At 60.3% G+C, this 18,987-nt stretch carries 17 protein-coding genes; 6 read left to right on the forward strand and 11 right to left on the reverse strand.

Annotated elements, in window-relative coordinates:
* The 6 genes from BLR72_RS09515 to BLR72_RS09540 form a co-directional block, all read right to left on the reverse strand.
* On the reverse strand, nt 1-1,578 hold the full coding sequence (locus BLR72_RS09515) for an alkaline phosphatase D family protein (protein WP_091947714.1): 1,578 nt from the start codon (nt 1,576-1,578) through the stop codon (nt 1-3).
* 154 nt (nt 1,579-1,732) lie between these two features.
* Complete coding sequence (gene rpsP / locus BLR72_RS09520; protein ID WP_091920900.1) at nt 1,733-2,152, reverse strand: 30S ribosomal protein S16; 420 nt, start codon at nt 2,150-2,152, stop codon at nt 1,733-1,735.
* Nucleotides 2,153-2,162: 10 nt separating this feature from the next.
* Nucleotides 2,163-2,480 (reverse strand): chorismate mutase, encoded by a 318-nt coding sequence (locus BLR72_RS09525; protein ID WP_027231051.1) that lies wholly within the window; start codon nt 2,478-2,480, stop codon nt 2,163-2,165.
* 2 nt (nt 2,481-2,482) lie between these two features.
* Nucleotides 2,483-4,069, reverse strand: coding sequence for a signal recognition particle protein (gene ffh / locus BLR72_RS09530; protein ID WP_091947716.1), 1,587 nt, complete (start codon nt 4,067-4,069; stop codon nt 2,483-2,485).
* Nucleotides 4,070-4,316: 247 nt separating this feature from the next.
* Complete coding sequence (locus BLR72_RS09535) at nt 4,317-4,628, reverse strand: BrnA antitoxin family protein (protein ID WP_244506666.1); 312 nt, start codon at nt 4,626-4,628, stop codon at nt 4,317-4,319.
* A complete protein-coding gene (locus BLR72_RS09540; protein WP_027231054.1) occupies nt 4,615-4,884 on the reverse strand; it encodes a BrnT family toxin in 270 nt (89 codons plus the stop codon). Before BLR72_RS09540 ends, BLR72_RS09535 begins: the two co-directional genes overlap by 14 nt.
* 323 nt (nt 4,885-5,207) lie before the next feature.
* Here BLR72_RS09540 and BLR72_RS09545 point away from each other — a divergent pair, with 323 nt between their 5' ends.
* Complete coding sequence (locus BLR72_RS09545) at nt 5,208-6,026, forward strand: lytic murein transglycosylase (protein WP_091947722.1); 819 nt, start codon at nt 5,208-5,210, stop codon at nt 6,024-6,026.
* 53 nt (nt 6,027-6,079) lie between these two features.
* Here the strand turns inward: BLR72_RS09545 and BLR72_RS09550 are convergent, their stop codons facing one another.
* The 4 genes from BLR72_RS09550 to BLR72_RS09565 are packed head-to-tail and all read right to left on the reverse strand — an operon-like array spanning nt 6,080 to nt 8,419.
* Nucleotides 6,080-6,496, reverse strand: a complete 417-nt coding sequence (locus BLR72_RS09550) for a DUF4440 domain-containing protein (protein ID WP_091947726.1) — start codon at nt 6,494-6,496, stop codon at nt 6,080-6,082.
* Between the two features lie 8 nt (nt 6,497-6,504).
* A complete protein-coding gene (locus BLR72_RS09555; RefSeq protein WP_027231057.1) occupies nt 6,505-7,173 on the reverse strand; it encodes a carbonic anhydrase in 669 nt (222 codons plus the stop codon).
* Between the two features lie 60 nt (nt 7,174-7,233).
* A complete protein-coding gene (pdxY, locus tag BLR72_RS09560) occupies nt 7,234-8,115 on the reverse strand; it encodes a pyridoxal kinase PdxY (RefSeq protein WP_091947729.1) in 882 nt (293 codons plus the stop codon).
* A 55-nt stretch (nt 8,116-8,170) separates the two neighbouring features.
* Nucleotides 8,171-8,419: a hypothetical protein gene (locus BLR72_RS09565; RefSeq protein ID WP_027231059.1), complete on the reverse strand. Its 249-nt coding sequence runs from the start codon at nt 8,417-8,419 to the stop codon at nt 8,171-8,173.
* Nucleotides 8,420-8,556: 137 nt separating this feature from the next.
* Here BLR72_RS09565 and BLR72_RS09570 point away from each other — a divergent pair, with 137 nt between their 5' ends.
* The 5 genes from BLR72_RS09570 to BLR72_RS09590 all read left to right on the forward strand — a co-directional run bounded on the left by BLR72_RS09570 (nt 8,557) and on the right by BLR72_RS09590 (nt 17,262).
* A complete protein-coding gene (locus BLR72_RS09570) occupies nt 8,557-9,171 on the forward strand; it encodes a LemA family protein (protein WP_091947732.1) in 615 nt (204 codons plus the stop codon).
* Between the two features lie 127 nt (nt 9,172-9,298).
* Nucleotides 9,299-10,087 carry a TPM domain-containing protein gene (locus BLR72_RS09575; protein WP_244506680.1) on the forward strand — a complete coding sequence of 263 codons (789 nt, stop codon included), beginning with the start codon at nt 9,299-9,301 and terminating at the stop codon, nt 10,085-10,087.
* A 3-nt stretch (nt 10,088-10,090) separates the two neighbouring features.
* Nucleotides 10,091-10,723: a TPM domain-containing protein gene (locus tag BLR72_RS09580; protein WP_091947741.1), complete on the forward strand. Its 633-nt coding sequence runs from the start codon at nt 10,091-10,093 to the stop codon at nt 10,721-10,723.
* Between the two features lie 107 nt (nt 10,724-10,830).
* Complete coding sequence (locus BLR72_RS09585) at nt 10,831-15,621, forward strand: NAD-glutamate dehydrogenase (RefSeq protein WP_091947744.1); 4,791 nt, start codon at nt 10,831-10,833, stop codon at nt 15,619-15,621.
* Between the two features lie 246 nt (nt 15,622-15,867).
* Nucleotides 15,868-17,262 carry an MFS transporter gene (locus BLR72_RS09590; RefSeq protein ID WP_175492320.1) on the forward strand — a complete coding sequence of 465 codons (1,395 nt, stop codon included), beginning with the start codon at nt 15,868-15,870 and terminating at the stop codon, nt 17,260-17,262.
* A gap of 11 nt (nt 17,263-17,273) precedes the next feature.
* Here BLR72_RS09590 and purH read toward each other — a convergent pair whose 3' ends face one another.
* Nucleotides 17,274-18,890: a bifunctional phosphoribosylaminoimidazolecarboxamide formyltransferase/IMP cyclohydrolase gene (gene purH, locus BLR72_RS09595; protein WP_091947747.1), complete on the reverse strand. Its 1,617-nt coding sequence runs from the start codon at nt 18,888-18,890 to the stop codon at nt 17,274-17,276.
* Nucleotides 18,891-18,987 lie beyond the last annotated feature (97 nt).

Here is an 18,987-nt window from a genome sequence, read left to right on the forward strand (position 1 = left end):
CTAAGATGAGAAAACAGGGTCGAGCGTGATCTTGTAAAGCTCGACATCCTCACGGTCCATCAGGCGTACCGTGAGTTGCTGGCTGGCGCCCTCGATATCGACCAGCCCGAAGAACTGGAGGCCCGCCGAAGGCGGCACGTTCTGACCTTGCTCGGCAGTCGGTGCCTTGATGAATTTGAGCTCGGGTCCAAAAGTCTGGTCGAGGTCGTTCGGTCCGAAGGTTCCGGCATGGATGGGGCCCGAAATGAACTCCCAGAAAGGGGCGAAGTCCTGAAATTGCGCCTTGTCGGGATTATAGTAATGCGCGGCGGTGTAGTGTACGTCGGCCGTCAGCCAGACGGTGTTGTTGATGCCAGCGGTCTTGATGAAGCGCAGCAGATCGGCGATTTCGAGTTCGCGACCCTTGGCCGGACCATTATCGCCATTGGCGACTGCCTCTGCGCCCTTCTTGTCCTTGGCATTGTCCCAGACGATAACGCCGAGCGGCATATCAGAAGCAATGATCTTCCACGTGGCTTTCGAATTGAGCAACTCGCGCTTGAGCCACCGCAGCTGACGTTCGCCGAGAATTGACGATTCCGGGGTAATCGCTTCTTCCATGTCGGGTCCGTTCGGGCCGCGATAGGAACGCAGGTCGAGGAAGAAGATATCGAGCAAGGGCCCGTAGGCAATCTTGCGATACACCCGGCCCGGCTCCGCAGGCGTATAGCGGATGGGCGTCATCTCGTGAAAAGCACGAGCCGCGCGCGCTGACAGCAGCGCGATAGATTTCTCCTTGTAGCGATCGTCTGTGGCAAGGTTCTTCGAGGACGACCAGTTGTTGGTCACCTCGTGGTCGTCCCATTGAAAAAACGTCGGGCAAACCGCGTTCAGCGCCCGTACGTGATCGTCAAGCAGATTGTATTTCCATTGGCCGCGATACTCGTCGAGCGTCTCGGCAACTTTCCGCTTCTCATCGGTGACGACGCGGTTCTTCCACTTGGTCCCATCCTTCAGATCGACTTCCTCGACGAGGGGCCCGTCGGCGTAGATTGTGTCACCCGAATGGAGGAAGAAGTCGGGCTGATGCTTGGCGATCGATGAATAGGTCTTCATACCCGTCTCATCGATGCCCCACCCTTGACCGACCGTGTCGCCCGACCACGCAAAGCGAATGTTGCGCTTGGACATCGGCGCGGTCTTGAAACGGCCGACAATCGGTTCGGATACGCCGTTGAGATCGTTAAGATCGACTGCAGTAAGGCGGTAAAAAACCTCCTGGTCGGAGGCAAGATCGGTAAGGAGCTGCTTGGCGGCAAAGTCAGTATTGGGAAGTGCATTGAGCGGTGGCAGGCGGACAGAATCTGCAAAGCTTTCCGTCGTCGAAACTTCGATGTTGATCCGGGACGGGCGATCGGTTCGCGTCCAGATCATGCCCGTTGCAGAATCGACGTCACCGGACTGAACACCGTGCGTGAACACCGGGCGCGACGCGGCGCGTGAAATTGCCGGACAGGAAAGGCCGGAAGCAGCGGTCAGGGCCAAAACCCCGGAGGACGTGAGAAAACTGCGGCGGGTGTAGGCAAATCGATTCGACATGAAACTGTTCCCTTGGCTTGCAATTGGCTGGCTAACCCGCCTCTTGTGCACCGGGATTGTTTCGGTTTTTTTGCAGGCGCGTGAAATTATCGCGGGCCAAAACGAAAACGGGCGGCCAGAGCCACCCGTTTCAACAAGACTGCAGCGTGACAGCTTATTCGCTGGCAGCGGCTTCCTCAGCCGGAGCTTCGGCAGCGGCCTTGGCGGCTTCAGCTTCCGCAGCGGCCTTAGCCTTCGCATCTTCTTCAGCCTGCTTAGCAAGGGCAACGCGTTCCTGCGCCTTCTTGCCCGGAACAGCCTTTTCAGGATTGGTGCGCGCGTCGCGCTTGGCGATACCGGCCTGATCGAGGAAACGCAGGACACGATCGGTCGGCTGTGCGCCATGGCCGATCCAATACTGGATGCGTTCTTCATTCAGCTTGATGCGATCGCCGTCCTTGGGGAGCATCGGGTTCCAAGCGCCGACGTTCTCGATGAAGCGGCCGTCGCGCGGGGCGCGAACGTCAGCAACGACGACGTGGTAGTAAGGACGCTTCTTCGACCCTGCGCGGGCCAGACGGATTTTCAGTGACATTGTATTCTCCTTAGGTGTTAGATGGGGCGCCGTTTTCCTCGGCGGCCGTTGTTTCGTGATGTCTGATCACTTCCTTGACGATGAAGTTCAGGAACTTCTCGGCAAAATCGGGGTCGAGATCGGCTTGCTGGGCGAGGGCACGCAGGCGTTCGACCTGCCGCCTCTCCCTGGCCGGATCGGCCGGAGCAAGACCGTTCTTTGCTTTCAGGACGCCGACTGCCTTGGTGCAGCGAAAGCGTTCGGCAAGCATGTGGATAAGCGCCGCATCAATGTTGTCGATGGAAGCGCGCAGATCGATGAGTTCCTTCGGGAGGGATGATGAGGACATGATTATCCTTTCTTCTTTGGAAGGCCGGGCAAACCACCACCAAGCCCTGGCAGGCGCGGCATTCCGCCCATGCCACCCATGCCGCCAAGTCCACCCGGCAAACCGCCGAGCCCGCCAGGCAGACCGCCGCCCTTGCCGAAGCCGGCGGCTTCCGCCTGCTTCTGCAGGGCCTCGAGCTGTTTCGGGTCCATCTTGGAGAGATCAGGCATGCCGCCCATCCCGCCGAGACCGCCAAGGCCCATCTTGGCGCCGAGGCCGCCCATCATCTGTTTCATGATGCCGCCTTTGCCTTTGCCGCCCATGGCCTTCATCATGTCGGCCATCTGGCGGTGCATCTTCAAAAGCTTGTTGATGTCGGCGGCATTGGTCCCGGAACCCTTGGCGATGCGCTGCTTGCGCGAATGCTTGAGCATGTCGGGATTGCCGCGCTCGGCCGCGGTCATCGAAGAGATGATCGCAAGCTGGCGCTTGAAAATGGAATCGTCGAGGCCGGCGGCGGCCATCTGGTCCTTCATCTTGCCCATCCCGGGCATCATGCCCATGATGCCGCCCATGCCGCCGAGCTTCTGCATCTGACCGATCTGGTCGGCAAGATCGTTGAGATCGAACTTGCCGGACTGCATCTTCTTGGCCATCGCCGCGGCTTTTTCCGCGTCGATGTTTTCAGCAGCCTTCTCGACCAGCGAAACGATGTCGCCCATCCCAAGGATGCGGTCGGCGATACGGCGTGGGTAAAATTCCTCCAGCGCGTCCATCTTTTCGCCGGTGGCGATCAGCTTGATCGGCTTGCCGGTGACGGCACGCATGGACAATGCCGCGCCGCCGCGGCCATCGCCGTCCATGCGGGTAAGGACGAGCCCGGTGATGCCGACGCGCTCATCGAATGAACGAGCAAGATTGACGGCGTCCTGACCGGTCAGCGCATCTGCGACGAGAAGAATTTCATGAGGACTGGTTTTCTTCTTGATATCGGCCATCTCGACCATCAAGGGCTCGTCAATATGGGTGCGGCCCGCCGTGTCTAGGATGACGACATCGTGGCCGCCAAGTTTCGCTGCCTGAACGGCGCGAGCGGCGATCTCGACCGGCGACTGGCCGGCGATGATCGGCAGCGTATCTACGCCGGTCTGCACGCCAAGCTGGCGCAACTGTTCCTGAGCGGCCGGGCGGCGCGTATCGAGAGAGGCGAGCAGCACTTTCTTGCGCCCGCGCTCGGTCAGGCGCTTGCCGATCTTGCCGGTGGTCGTCGTCTTGCCCGAGCCCTGCAGGCCGACCATCATGATGACGACAGGCGCGGGCGCATTGAGGTCAATGGAAACGCCTTCCTCGCCAAGCATGCTGACCAGCTCGTCATGGACGATCTTGACCACCATCTGGCCGGGCTTGATGCTTTTCAGGACTTCGGCGCCGACAGCTTTCGCACGCACCTTGTCGGTGAAGGAACGGACGACATCAAGCGCAACATCGGCTTCGAGGAGGGCCCGGCGCACTTCGCGCAAAGCCGCTGCGACGTCAGCTTCCGACAGCGCGCCGCGACCGGTCAGGCCGTTCAATATCGAACCTAGTCGTTCCTGTAAGCTCTCGAACATCCAGTTTTTCCTTCTTCCTTCCAGGGACCTGTTTCCGTGAAAGGTAGGCACAAACCGCGCCCTGGCCAATGGCTCAAAGCAAAAAGGCACCCGAGGGCGCATGGCGCTGTCGGGTGTTGACCTCCGGGATCGTCGAACCCTTGCGGGGTCCCGGTCGGCTGCTCGGAGTTCCAGACTCGTCGCGGATTGATGCGCGGCTTAAACAGGAATTTGCCCCGGGAGTCAAGGCTGCGCGCGTCCAGGACCGTCACGCCCGCTTCTTGAGGCCGGCAGCCTTACGCAAGGCATCGTCGATGCGACCCTGCCAGCCGGGTCCGGTGGACCGGTAGTGGTCGAGGACATCAGGGCTGAGACGGATCGAAACCGGCGTCTTGGTTATTTCTGCCACGGGCCTGCCGGGTCGGCGCTTTGTAAGCACCCCGGCCAAGGCTGTATCGGAATCGTCGAGAGCCGCCTTCGTCAGCTTGGAATCTTCTTCGTCGGTCAGGGAGTCACGGTGTGCCAGGGCCAAAGCAATCGCCTCCTCCTTGCTCCAGGTTTTGCGTTTATGAACTGACATACTCATTCGCTTCCTTCCGGGTTGCTCTACGTAATGAAATTACGCGGATACTATCTTTGCGCATCGCATAAATAAGGACGTAAAGGCCCGTACCGATCAGACCGATCGCCCTGATGCGCTCCTCGCCGTAATCATCGCGATCATCGAGCCATTCTTTGCAAGTCTCAAACTGAAACTCCAGCACAAGAGAAAAGCGCACTCCATGTTTGCTTAAATTGCGCTTTGCCTTTTCAGGATCCCACTCAAATCTAGTCATGAAATCACTTCTGGTCAATGATTATCGTATATACAAAAATTATGATGGAAGCCTAATCGAAAACCTCGCAGACCACCAGCCGTAAGCCTTTCTCTCTAATGACGGCTGCGGAGACAGGGCTTGATACATGCGCGAATGCCAACTCTCGGTTGTGGCCCCAATGTCTATCGTCACATGGGTAGGGGGCGATTTTTGCGAAATTGACAACGACCTTGATAAAATTGCGTCCTTTTAACCTTAAGGCGCGCGATTCTGCCGGATGACACGGTTGCAGAAAAATGGCAGATAGGGCCAACCACGATTCAACTTTTAAGGAGATCTTCATGGCATCTGTTGCCAAAAGCAGATTTTTTGCGGTCGCAACGGCCGGCCTCCTCTTGATGGCGGGCGCCGCACAGGCTGCTCCCTCCTGCGGAAACAACTCCGCCGGATTTCAGGAATGGGTCCAGGCCTACAAGCAGCAAGCGCAGGCGCAAGGAATTGGCGGCAGGGGCATCAGTGCGCTCGATGGCGTTTCCTATGCGAGCAAGACCATCAATGCCGACCGCAACCAGAAGAGCTTCAAATATTCGCTCGACAAGTTCATGCAGGTGCGCGGCGGTCAGACCATTATCTCGCGTGGGCGCGCGCAGAAGGCGCAGAACGCCGCTTTGTTCGCCAGCATCGAGCGCCGGTTCGGCGTTCCGGCCGGCCCGTTGATCGCAATCTGGGGCATGGAGACCGGTTTCGGCAGCTTCATGGGTAACCAGAATACCCTTTCCGCTGTGACGACGCTTGCCTTCGACTGCCGCCGCCCGGAATATTTCCGCGAGCAGCTGAATGCTGCGTTGAAGCTGGTCGATCAGGGAACGCTCTCGTCCAATTCCGTCGGAGCCATGCACGGCGAGATCGGGCAGACCCAGTTCCTGCCGCTCAACGTCCTTCGCTACGGCGTCGACGGCGATGGCAACGGCCGCATCGACCTGCGATCCAAGGCGGATGCGCTGGCCTCGACAGCGAATTTCTTGCGCGGCCACGGCTGGCAGACAGGCGCGGGCTATCAGCCTGGGCAGGCTAATTTCGCCGCAATTCAGGGCTGGAATGCGGCCAGCGTCTATCAGCAGGCAATCGCGATCATCGGCGCGAAGATCGACGGCGAATAGACGGTCCACGTGTGACTAGATTTCAAGGCCGGTGCCCATCGCGCCGGCCTTTGTCATTCGAACCCTTCACAGGCCTCGCCGACCGAACTCTGTGCGCTCTCGATGATCTTCTCGCCGCGAAAACTGAAGATTTCGCGCATGTAGGTAGAATTGCTCGGGAATTGATAGCAGACGAAGACGGTGACCGTCCCGTCGCCGGCGCTGGCGATACGGTGGCGCAGCCTCGCGCCGTGCACCGCATTCTTCCATTCGTCGAGGCTTCCAAGAAACTCGTCCTTCGTCTGGATCGAGTCTATGTCTTCGAGGATCACCCTTGCATCGTCGGCCAGGAGCTTGTCGAACATGGGGTGGTCGGCGGTTGCAAGGGCTGAATACCACTGTTCGACCAGCTGTTCATGGCTATCTGCCGCGCGGCCAGCAAAACTCAGCGAAACGATGAAGGCGAAAGCAAGAACAAGCCGCGCCAACATCGAAGGGCCTATTCCAGGGTTGGCGCGCCGACCTCTTCAGGGTCGGGGCGAACGAAGTCGCCGGTTTCGGGATTCATGATCCAGAGTTCGCCAGTCGAAATATCGAACCATGCGCCGTGGAGCGTTAGCCGCCCCTTCTTCTCGAGAATGTCGATGCAGGGGAAACTGCGCAAATTTTGCAGGGAGTAACGGATCGAGATACGTTCCAGCGCGGTCTGGCGTTCCAGCGTCGTCATGAGCTCGTTGGCGGAAATGGCTTCGGCCGCCGGCGCAACCAGGCTCATCCATTTCCCGATGAAATCGCCGGGCGACAAGGGCTCGCTGGAAGGATCGAGCGCCGCCTTGATGCCGCCACAGCGGCCATGGCCGAGGACGACGATATTTTTGACCTTGAGGCTTTGCACTGCAAATTCAAGCGCGGCGGATGTTGAGTGATACTCGCCATCCGGTTCATACGGCGGCACCAGATTGGCGACATTGCGCACCACGAAGATCTCGCCCGGCGCGGTGTCGAAAATGATCTCAGGCGCCGAACGGGAGTCGCAGCAGGCGATAACGAGCGTCTCGGGGGTTTGACCTTTTTCGGCAAGCTGTCTGTAGCGCAACGTCTCATTGGCATAGCGATGCGCCATGAAGTTGCGATAGCCGGTAAGAAGTTTATCGGGAAGCAGGGTCATGGCTTTGCTGTAGTCCTCATCATCGCGAAGATCAATTGGTCTTCAGGTGTATGATCGCGCTCAAGCCCGGATGCCTTTGCTCGGATGCACCAGGCGGCGCATCTGCGTCATGGCCATTGGCGTCGATAGACTTGAGGCATCCGCTTCCAGCATCAATTCGTCGGCACCGCGTTTGGCGGCGCGTGCCATGATCTCGAACACCGATGCGGTGGTTCGCTGCAAGACCTGCTCGGGTTCAAGCCCAGACAGCGTCCTTGCGAGGAAAAGCGCAGACGTCAGGTCGCCAAGACCATTGGTCGGACCGATGACGAGGCGGTGCTCGGCGAGCAGAGCCAGCGAATGGGTCACCAGCAGATTGCCGGTGCCGCCGGCGATCATTGGATGGGCAGAGGTGACGAGCATCGTGCCCGGCCCGGCATGCAGGGCCGCCTGCATGATCGCCTTGTTGTCAGGAAGATCCGCCCCCGCAAGCCATGCAAGTTCGAAACGGTTCGGCGTAGCGATATCGGCGAGCGGCATAAGCTGGTCGCGAATGGCCATCGCCGTCGCTTCGGGAACATAAAGGCCCTTCTCGTCGCCGATGACCGGATCGCAGAGATAGCGCACCGATTTCCTGCGTGCCTTGATTGTCTTTACGAGCCGCGCAACGCTCGCGGCTTGCGAAGCATGACCAAGATAGCCGGTCATGATGGCGCTGACCTCGTCGAGCCAAGGCGCGCGCTCGAGATCGGCAATGAGGTCGTCGAATTGTTGAGGCTCCGGCACGATGCGCTTGGCCGGTCCATGGCCGGGATGCCATGGAAGAATGACGGTAGGCACCGCCCAGACCGGATGGCCGAGGGTTTCGAGCGCAAAAACCGCGCCGCGATTGCCCACGGCGCCACGAACAACGTGGCTCGAAATGACGATGACAGCGTTGGAGGAAACAGCAGAACCGGTCATTGAAAATACTCGTGCGAGGGAATTGGAAAGAAAGGGTCGGCGGCAGTGCCGAACGTCATCCCTTTCCGGATATGGAGACAATTAACCAAATAAACATTGCGATTAATACTAGCAATCCCAGCAGGCGGCCGATGCGCGTGCCCCAGACTTCAATCGGGTCGGCGGCGTCGGCATCCTGTGCAGAAAAATGGCGCTTCGCGCGGCCGACGATGGCGTTGCCATGAACCGCGGTCTCACGCTCGATACGCTCAAGAATCCGTCTCGATTCAGTATCCGGCCGCCGATTGTCGTTCTGTTCGGGCATGAGGCATCCATTCGATTCCAAGGCAAATCAGCATAGCGCTTTGCCAGTTCCTTTTGCAGAAAAAAATGTCTAGGCTCGCGTTGCTTCGTTTTGATGCCGCCGGCCCCGTGTATCCGAATTTTGGGAGATGATTTTCGATGCAATATTTGCCTTCAGTCGCGATGCCGCGCCGTGCGCTCACCGTTCTTGCCATAGCGCTTCTCCTGCCGCTGCTTTCGGCCTGTGGATTCAACGTCATCCCGACCAATGAGGAACGGGCGAAGGCTGCCTGGAGCGAGGTGCTCAACCAATACCAGCGCCGTGCCGATCTCATTCCCAATCTGGTCGAGACCGTCAAGGGCTATGCGGCTCAGGAAAAGGATGTGTTGACCTCCGTCGTCGAGGCGCGCGCCAAGGCGACCCAGGTACAGGTTACACCGGAAACGCTGACAGATCCCAACGCCTTCAAGGCCTTCCAGGACAACCAGGCGAACCTGACCGGCGCTTTGTCACGCCTGCTTGCCGTCGTCGAAAACTATCCCGATTTGAAGTCGAACCAGAACTTCCTCGCCCTGCAATCGCAACTTGAGGGGACGGAAAACCGCATTGCCGTTGCCCGCCGCGACTATATCGAGGCCGTGCGCGTCTACAACACCTCGCTCAAGACCATGCCGACGATGATCTGGAGTTGGATCTGGTTCCGCGGCAACGAGCCTTACCAGACCTTCACGATCGACGACTCCGCAAAGCAGACGCCTCAGGTGAAGTTCTAGGCATCAGCCGGAAAGAAGGGCTTGTGTGATGTTTGCAGTCGCTGCTGCCACGCGCATATGCTCCCGGGAGTTGCGTGAGGTGAAACGTATTCGACCGGCGCTGCAGCTCTTTTGCGCGGCCGTTCTTCTGGCATTTCTATCGGTTTGCGCTTTTGCCGCCGAACTTCCGGCGCTGACCGGGCGCGTCGTCGATGGCGCCAACATCATCGACACTGCGACCCGCGCCGCAATTACAGAAAAGCTCGCGGCTTACGAGGCAAAGTCCTCCGACCAGGTGGTGGTCGTCACCGTGCCGAGTCTCGACGGGGAAGAAATCGAACCATATGCCAATCGGCTCTACCGCTCCTGGGCGATCGGACAAAAGCAGGAGAACAATGGTGTTCTTCTCGTCGTTGCCCCAAACGATCGCAAGGTGCGCATCGAAGTCGGATATGGGCTTGAGGGCACGATGACCGATCTCCTTTCCAAGCTGATCATCGAAAACGCGATCATACCCGGCTTTCGTTCAGGCGACTATTCCGGAGGCGTCGCGCGCGGTGTCGATGACATACTGACCGTGCTCTCCGGCGACAAGGCAGAGGTTGAGGCGCGGGCCAAGCGCAATATCAAGGAGCCGACGTCCGATACTGACTGGTTCTTTGTAATTTTCATAACCATCTGGGCTCTCATCTTTTTCGGCGGTTTCGCCACCGCTGTGCTGGCCCCGGCATTTGGTCGCAAGATCGGCCCCGGCCAATACGAATGGCTCGGTATGCGCTTTGACAATCGCCCCCGCGGGCGATCGGGCGGTGGGTGGTCAGGCGGAGGGGGCGGCTGGACCGGCGGCGGTGGTGGCTGGTCGTCGGGCGGGGGCGGCGGCGGCTTCTCCGGGGGTGGCGGTTCCTCCGGCGGCGGCGGTGCATCGGGGAGCTGGTAGGCCATGCAGGTAATGAACGAAGCCGATCACGCCAACATCGCTGCGGCAATTCGCGAGGCGGAGAGCCGCACAAGCGGCGAAATCTACGCAGTTCTGGCGCGGCGCAGCGACAGCTATTTCTTCGTTGCCGGCTTCATGGTCGCCTGCGGGATATTGTTCACCGCTGTGCTCGTCGCAGTCGCGGCCCATTGGTTCTGGTATGCGATTCCCCTGCCGGTTTTCGGCCTGGCAATCCTTTCGGCCCTTGTCACCGCCCTGCTGGTGTTGCGGCTGCTGCCGGCCCTCCACATGTGGCTCGTGCCGAAACATATTCGTTATCGCCGCGCCCACCTCAATGCCTCCCAGCAATTCCTGGCACGCAATGTTCACCTCACCACGCAGCGCACCGGCGTATTGCTGTTTGTTTCGCTGGCGGAACGATATGCGGAGGTCGTTGCCGACGCCGGCATCAACGCCAAGGTGGGGCAGCAGGAATGGAACGATATAGTTGCGATTCTGATCGACCATGCCGGCAGGGACGAATTGCCCGACGGATTCCTCAAGGCCATCAAAAAGGCAGGCCTGCTCCTGGAAGAACATTTCCCGGTGAGGCCCGGCGACATCAACGAACTGGATGACCATCTGGTCGAATTGTAATTTTCTTGCGTGTCATACGATTTTCACCGCATCGGTGCAGTTTGGGGTCGAAAACGGCTTCCGAATGGCTATGATCATGCAAAATACGCAATGAGGGGGGAATTTTGATGGCTTCACAGACTGCATTGGACCGAAAGGCCGCCCCGAAGCCCAAATCACCCAAGGCCAAAGACAAGAAGATTGACGCTGGTCTGTTCGAAGAGTTGCTCTTTGCCCGAGCGCCAGACGAAGACCTTGCCGGCTACGATAGAAGCGCAATCCAGACTTCGGCGAAGCTTGCCGAGGAGGCACTCTCACGTTTCAAGAGCGGGCAGTCTATCATCGATGTGAGCGAGGGGTCGCTTGTCTATCGCGACGGCCGTCCGGTCACCGTGATCACGTTGATCAACGACAATATGCCTTTCCTGCTCGATTCCGTGCTTGGTGAAATAAGCGACAGGGCGAACGCTGTTTACCTCGTCATGCACCCGGTCATGGATGTCGACGCCAAGACGAACAAGGCGATTGGCCCGGCAGGACCCGACAAGCCAGGCAAGGATGTGGCGCGCGTCAGCGTCATGCAGATCCACGTGCCCGCGCTCGACGGACCTTCCCGCGAGATCATGCACGCAGCGCTCACGACTGTGCTGAAACAGGTGCGGGAGGCCGTACGCGACTGGAGGCCGATGCTCGACCGTCTCGGCGAAGCGATCGATGCCTACAAGACCGGAAAGCTGCCCATGAAAAAGGCGGCGATCGACGAGGCGGTCTCTTTCCTCGAATGGCTGCGTGACGACAATTTCACGTTCCTCGGCGTGCGCGAATACGACTACCTCGGTGATACTAACCAGGGCGAGCTCGAACGCTCCCGCAAGACAGGACTTGGCATCCTCGGCGACCCCGATGTCCGCGTGTTGAAGCGCGGCAATCAGGGCGTCACCACGACGCCGCAGATTATCGCCTTCCTCACCGGCCCCGAGCTTTTGATCGTTACCAAGGCGAACACGAAGTCGCTGGTGCATCGCCGTGGCTATATGGACTATATCGGCGTCAAGACCTTCGATGCGGAGGGGCGGATCACCGGCGAGCTTCGCTTCGTAGGTCTCTTTACCTCCGGCGCCTATACGCGTTCGGTACTCAAAATCCCCTATCTGCGGTCAAAGACGGAAGCGGTCATCAGCCGCCTCGGGTTCAATCGCGAAGACCATTCGGGCAAGGCGCTGCTCAACGTTCTTGAGGGCTATCCGCGCGACGACCTGTTCCAGATCGACGTCAAGACGTTGACGCGCTATGCGGAGATCATTCTAGCGCTCGGCGAGCGGCCGCGCGTGCGGGTCCTGCCCCGTGTCGATCCCTTCGGCCGCTTTGCGTCGATCATTGTCTTCGTTCCGCGCGAACGCTACGATTCCGTCGTGCGCGAAAAAATGGGCGCTTACTTCGCCGCGCTCTATGAAGGGCATGTCTCGGCCTATTATCCCGCTTTCCCGGAAGGCAACCTTGCACGCGTCCACTTCATCATCGGCCATGCCGAGGACGATTTTCCAAAGGTCAAGCGTGAGATGCTCGAAGAAGGCGTCCGCGCCATCGTTCGTACCTGGGACGATGCCGTCGCCGAGGTTGGCGACCGTACGGGCACATCGCAATATACTGCGCTGGCGGCAGCATTCCCCGATTCCTACCGTGAGAACTTTTCCGCGGATGAGGCGCTCGTCGATGCGAGCCGAATTGCCGGTCTCTCACGCAGCAATCCGCTCTTCGTCGATTTCTACCGCCACCGTACAGACGGGCCCCATGCGGCATCGCTGAAGATCTATCATTATGGCTCGGCTGTTGCCCTGTCGCAGCGTGTTCCGCTGCTCGAAAACATGGGCTTCCGCGTCATCAGCGAGCAGACATTCGCCTTGCCTGCGGCGGATGCCAGCCCGCTCTACGTTCACGACATGGAACTCGTCAGCACTTCGGGCGCGGCCATCGATCTGCGCGACAGTGGCGCCCTGTTCGAGGACGTCTTCCGCAACATCTGGAGCGGCGCCTCCGACAATGACGGCTATAATGGACTGGCGCTGAGCGGCCAACTCACGGCGCGGCAGATCATTATCCTGCGCGCTTATGGTCGCTACCTGCAGCAGGCGGGCATTCCCTATTCGCAGGATTTCATCGCAATCACGCTCAATCGGTACCCGGCGATCGCGCGTCAGCTTTACGATCTCTTCGAGCAACGGCTAAGCCCGGCCAAGGCCAAGGGCGCGCAATCGGAGCGTAAGGAGGCTGCGATCCGTGCGGCCATCGAGGAAGCCTTGCAAGGCGTTCCGAGCCTTGACGACGACCGGATACTGCGCCGCTACCTCAATCTCATCGAATCGACGCTGCGCACCAATGCCTTCTCGCCAGAGGAGGATGGCAGCGAACGCGCATCTCTCGCCTTCAAACTCGATCCGCGTGCACTCGACGAGTTGCCGGAGCCCCGTCCCTACCGCGAGATCTTCGTCTATGGGCCGGAAGTCGAAGGCGTGCATCTGCGCTTCGGGCCCGTTGCCCGCGGCGGGCTTCGCTGGTCAGACCGCGCCCAGGATTACCGCACGGAAGTTCTGGGTCTCGTCAAGGCGCAGCAGGTCAAGAATGCGGTCATCGTGCCCGTCGGCGCCAAGGGCGGTTTCTATCCCAAGCGCCTGCCCACGGGCGGCGATCGCAACGCCATCTTCGAGGCCGGCCGCGCTGCCTATATCACGTTCATTTCTACGCTGCTCTCGGTCACCGACAATCTGAACGGCGAGACCGTCGTGCCGCCGGCCGACATGGTGCGGCGCGATGGCGACGATCCTTATTTCGTCGTTGCCGCGGACAAAGGCACGGCGACATTCTCGGATACCGCCAATGCGATCAGCCAGGCGCATGATTTCTGGCTCGACGATGCCTTTGCCTCGGGTGGCTCGGCCGGCTACGACCACAAAAAGATGGGCATCACCGCGCGTGGCGCCTGGGAAGCGGTCAAGCGCCATTTCCGCGAAATCGGAACAGATATCCAGAAAACCCCGTTCACAGTGGTCGGCGTCGGCGACATGTCGGGCGACGTGTTTGGCAATGGCATGCTGCTGTCGCCGCAGACAAGGCTGATTGCCGCCTTCGACCACCGCGATATTTTCATCGATCCGGAGCCGGACATCAAGGCGACGCTCAAGGAGCGGCAGCGCCTCTTTAACCTGCCGCGGTCGAGCTGGCAGGATTTCGACAAGTCGAAAATTTCGGCGGGCGGCGGCGTATTCTCGCGCTCGCTGAAGTCGATCACGCTGTCCAAGGAAGCCGCGAAGGCCATCGGCCTCGCCAAGACGACGGCAACGCCTTACGAGATCATGACCGCCATTCTCAAGGCACCGGTTGATCTCCTGTGGTTCGGCGGCATCGGCACCTATGTCCGCTCGATGGGAGAGAGCGATGCGGAAGTCGGCGACCGCGCCAATGACGCGATCCGCATCACCGGCAGCGATGTCAGGGCCAAGGTCATCGGCGAAGGCGCCAATCTCGGCGTCACGCAGAAGGGCCGCATCGAGTTCGGCCTGCTTGGCGGACGCTGCAATTCCGATGCGATCGACAATTCCGCTGGCGTCAACACCTCGGACGTGGAGGTGAATATCAAGATCGCGCTGGCGCAGGCCATGCGCGCCGGCAAGCTCAAGCGCGACCAGCGCGACAAGATTCTAGAATCGATGACAGCAGAGGTTGCAGACCTCGTCTTGCGCAACAACTATCTGCAGACCCTGGCTCTCTCGCTGGCGCAGCGGCGCGGCCTGGCCGATCTCGCCTATCAGGCCCGTTTCATCAGCGACCTCGAGGCGCGAAAGCTTCTGAGCCGCAAGGTCGAGACCTTGCCCGATGACAAGGCCCTCGCCGAACGGCAGGTCGACAGCATACCTTTGACGCGGGCCGAACTCGGCGTCCTGCTTGCCTATGCGAAGATCGTGCTATCAGACCAGTTGTTGGCAAGCACCCTGCCCGACGATCCTTATCTCGATCGCGAGCTGATGGATTATTTCCCGAAGCAGATGCAATCCGGATTTGCCGATGAGCTTCATACGCATCGTCTGCGGCGGGAAATCATCGCAACGCAGCTCGCCAACGACATCATCAATCGTGGCGGCCCGACCTTCGTTAGCCGACTGTCCGATCTTACAGGCCGTTCCGGTCCGGAGATCGTGCGCGCCTACGTCATTGTGCGTGACGGCTTCTCGCTCGACGGTGTCTTTGCCGCGATTGACGCCCTCGACAATGCCGTGGCAGGGGACACACAGAACGGTTTCTACGCCAAGGTGGCGCAGATGCTGAACTGGACGACCGCATGGGTTCTACGGAATGGCACCGCAGGGGCCAGTCTCGCGACGGCGATCGATGAGATCAAGAAAGCCCGTGACGCGCTGCAGCCAAGACTAGAGAAGCTGTTGCCAGCCTCCATGCTCGGGTTGATCCGCGACGACACCGCCAGCAATGCGGCACTCGGCGCACCACCGGCGCTTGCCGCGCAAATGGCACGCCTGTCCGTCGCGCCGATCATTCCGGATATAGCGGCGGTGGCGCAGCAGGCGAATATCGACATAGCCACTGCCGGCAAGGCCTATTTCGATATCTCCGAGGCGTTCCGCATCGGCCGTATCGAAGACGCCGCGCGCGGGGTTTCCGTTGCCGACTACTATGACGGCCTGGCGCTTGCCCGCGCGACGGATTTGATCTCGCAGGCGCGGCGCGGTATCGCCGTCGCAGCGCTCAGCCGGCACGGCAAGAACGCTGATCCGGCCAAGGATTGGCTGACCAGTCGTGGCGCGCGTGTCGACGAAGTGCGCCAGCGCATGGCGAACATCGTCGAGAGCGGTGATTTAACCGTATCGCGGCTCGCCGTAGCTGCCGGCCTGCTTTCGGATTTGTCGTAGTCGTGGTAGCCCCTTGCCCTCTCCCTTGGGGGAGGGCGGGCCGAAGGTCCGGGGAGGGGCATGCTTGAACTAATCCGGGCCTGGGATAAGCTTCGTCAAAATTCCGCACGGGGCGACCCTTCCAAAAGGCGGAGGGAATTATCACCCGCAATCACCAATGCCTGGAGGCAAAATGGCGCCAGTCTCGATGAAGCCCGCTTTCGCCGCTTGTGGGGGAAGCTTCAGGCGGGACGGAGGGGCGTGCCAATGACCGCCTCGCTGCTGACAAGCGAAACCACTGCCTCGACCAAGTCCGGCATATGGGGGTGGATGCTGTTCGACTGGGCGGCGCAGCCGTTCTTCACGGTCGTCACCACCTTCATCTTCGGGCCGTATTTCGTTTCGCGCATGGCGAGCGATCCGGCATTGGGGCAGGCTGCCTGGGGCTATGCCATCGCCGTATCCGGCCTGTTCATCGCCGTGCTGTCGCCTGTGCTCGGCTCCATCGCCGACCAGACCGGCAGGCGCAAGCCGTGGATCGCATTCTTCGCCGTCATCAAGATCACTTGCCTCGTCATGCTATGGTTCGCAGCGCCGGGCTCGGGCTTGATCATGCCGCTTATCTTCTTTTCGCTGGCCTCGATTGCGGCGGAATTTTCGATCGTGTTCAACGATTCCATGATGCCGCGCCTCGTTGCGCCGAAGGACATCGGCCGTATATCCAACATTGCGTGGGGCCTCGGCTATCTCGGTGGCATGATCGCGCTGATCTTCGTCGTTGCCTTCACGGCCGGGTCGCCCGAAACGGGCAAGACCATGCTGGGCCTGCAACCGATTTTCGGGCTCGACCCCTCAGCCGGCGAGGGCGACCGCGCAACGGGACCGCTCGCCGCCTTGTGGTACCTTGTCTTCGTGCTGCCGATGTTCTTCTTCACGCCCGATGGCGCGCGCGGCTTGCCCATCCGCCCCGCCATTGCCTCCGGGCTTGCACGTTTGCGTTCGACCTTGGCCGAGGTGCGCCAGCGTCCCGGCATTCTCCGCTTCCTGATCGGGCGAATGATCTATCAGGACGGGGTCAACGCCCTCGTCGTGCTTGGCGGCGCCTTCGCCGCGACGATGTTCGGTTGGGCCACCGCCGAAATCGGCATTTTCGGCATCATCCTCAACGTCGTCGCCATCTTCGGCTGCCTTGCAGCAAGCAGGCTCGACACGATGCTGGGCTCGAAGACGGTTGTGGTGGCGGCGCTCATCGTCCTTGTGATCGCCACGATCGGGATTGTTTCGACCGGGCCCGGCTACACGCTCTTCGGTTTCATACCGCTTCCCGGCGCTGACAGCGGCGGCCTGTTCGGTACGCCTGCCGAGAAGGCCTATATCTGTTTCGGCCTCCTCATCGGTGTTGCGTTCGGCCCGGTCCAGGCTTCGTCGCGGTCGTATATGGCGCGGAGTGTTTCAGTTGAAGAAGCCGGCCGCTATTTCGGCATCTATGCGCTCTCGGGTCGGGCGACGAGTTTCCTTGCGCCCTTCCTCGTGGCGACGGTAACCGCGTTCAGCGGGTCGCCGCGCCTTGGCATGGCGACCATCATCGTTTTCCTTCTGGGCGGATTGGCGATTCTCGTGCGAACGCCCTATCCGGCCGCGATGCCCAGAGGTTCTACCTAACTAGATTTGCTCTAGTGCCGGAAGTGACGCATCCCGGTAAACACCATGGCGATGCCGTGCTCATCAGCTGCGGCGATGACGTCATCATCGCGCATCGATCCGCCCGGCTGAATGACAGCGGTCGCTCCCGCGGCGACGGCTGAGAGCAAACCATCGGCAAAGGGGAAGAAGGCATCGGAGGCAACCACGGAACCCTTGGTGAGGGGCGTTTCGATGCCTGCGGCTTCAGCGGCATCCTCGGCCTTGCGGGCAGCAATGCGGGCGCTGTCAACGCGGCTCATCTGCCCCGCGCCAATGCCGACTGCAGCACCATCCTTGACGTAGACAATGGCATTGGATTTGACGTGCTTGGCGATGCGGAAGGCAAGCTTGAGATCAGCCATCTCGGTTTCGGTGGGTGCACGCTTGGTCACGACCTTCAACTCGAGGTCGTCCACCACGCCGCTGTCGCGCGACTGGACGAGTATGCCGCCTGCCACCGTCTTGGCGCTGATGCCGGACGCACGGGGATCGGGCAGTCCGCCGGTTACCAGCAGGCGCAGGTTTTTCTTCGCCGCGACGATTTCCTGCGCCTCCGGGGTCGCGTCGGGAGCAATAATGACCTCGGTGAAGATCTTGACGATCTCCTCGGCAGCCTCGGCGTCGAGCGTACCGTTCAAGGCCACGATTCCGCCAAAGGCAGACACGGGATCGCAGGCCAGCGCCTTGAGGTAAGCCTCCTTCAACGTCGCCCCTTCGGCGACACCGCATGGATTGGCATGCTTGATGATCGCGACTGCAGCGGTGCGGGCCGGGTCGAACTCGGCGACGAGTTCGAAGGCCGCATCGGTGTCGTTGATGTTGTTATAGGAGAGCTGCTTGCCCTGGAGCTGCGTCGCGGTTGCAACGCCCGGACGCTTTTCGCCGGTCAGGTAGAAGCCGGCGGACTGGTGCGGGTTTTCACCATAGCGCATCACCGAATGCAGGTGACCGCCGATCGCGCGGCGGGATGGCGTCTCCGTCATCAAGGCTTCGGCGAACCATCCGGAAATCGCGGCGTCATAGGTTGCGGTGCGGGCATAGGCCTTGGCCGCGAGACTTTGACGGAACGAGTAAGGCAGCGATCCTTCATGCTTGTCGAGCATTGCGATCACCATGTCATAGTCGCCGGGATCGGTGACCACACCGACATAGGCATGGTTCTTGGCAGCCGCGCGGATCATTGCGGGCCCGCCAATGTCGATGTTCTCGACGATATTGGCATAGTCGGCGCCCGAATGGCGGACGTCTTCGAACGGATAGAGATTGATGACGACGAGGTCGATCCCGCCTATCTCATGCGTCTTCATCGCTTCGACATGCTCCGGGTCGTCGCGGACGGCCAGGAGACCGCCATGCACCTTTGGATGCAATGTCTTAACGCGTCCATCCATGATCTCGGGAAAGCCGGTTAAATCGGAGACGTCGCGAACCGGAATGCCCTCTGCCGCGATCGCTTTCGACGTGCCGCCGGTGGAAAGGATCTCGACCCCGTGGCGGCGCAGCGCGTGGGCAAGGGCCGTCAGGCCCGCCTTGTCGGAAACGGATAGCAGCGCTCGACGGACGGGGAAAAGGTTCGGCGGTGTAAATGATTTTGCGGCGACGGCCATGGGAGTTCGTCCTTAGCAGAATGTGGATGTGTGGATTTGGCGGCTCTAACACAGGCCTTCGCGGAATCCTACTTCGGATCGCGCATTTGCCGGAATT

The organism is Phyllobacterium sp. YR620, from assembly GCF_900104165.1.
Classification (GTDB): Bacteria; Pseudomonadota; Alphaproteobacteria; order Rhizobiales; family Rhizobiaceae; genus Phyllobacterium; species Phyllobacterium pellucidum.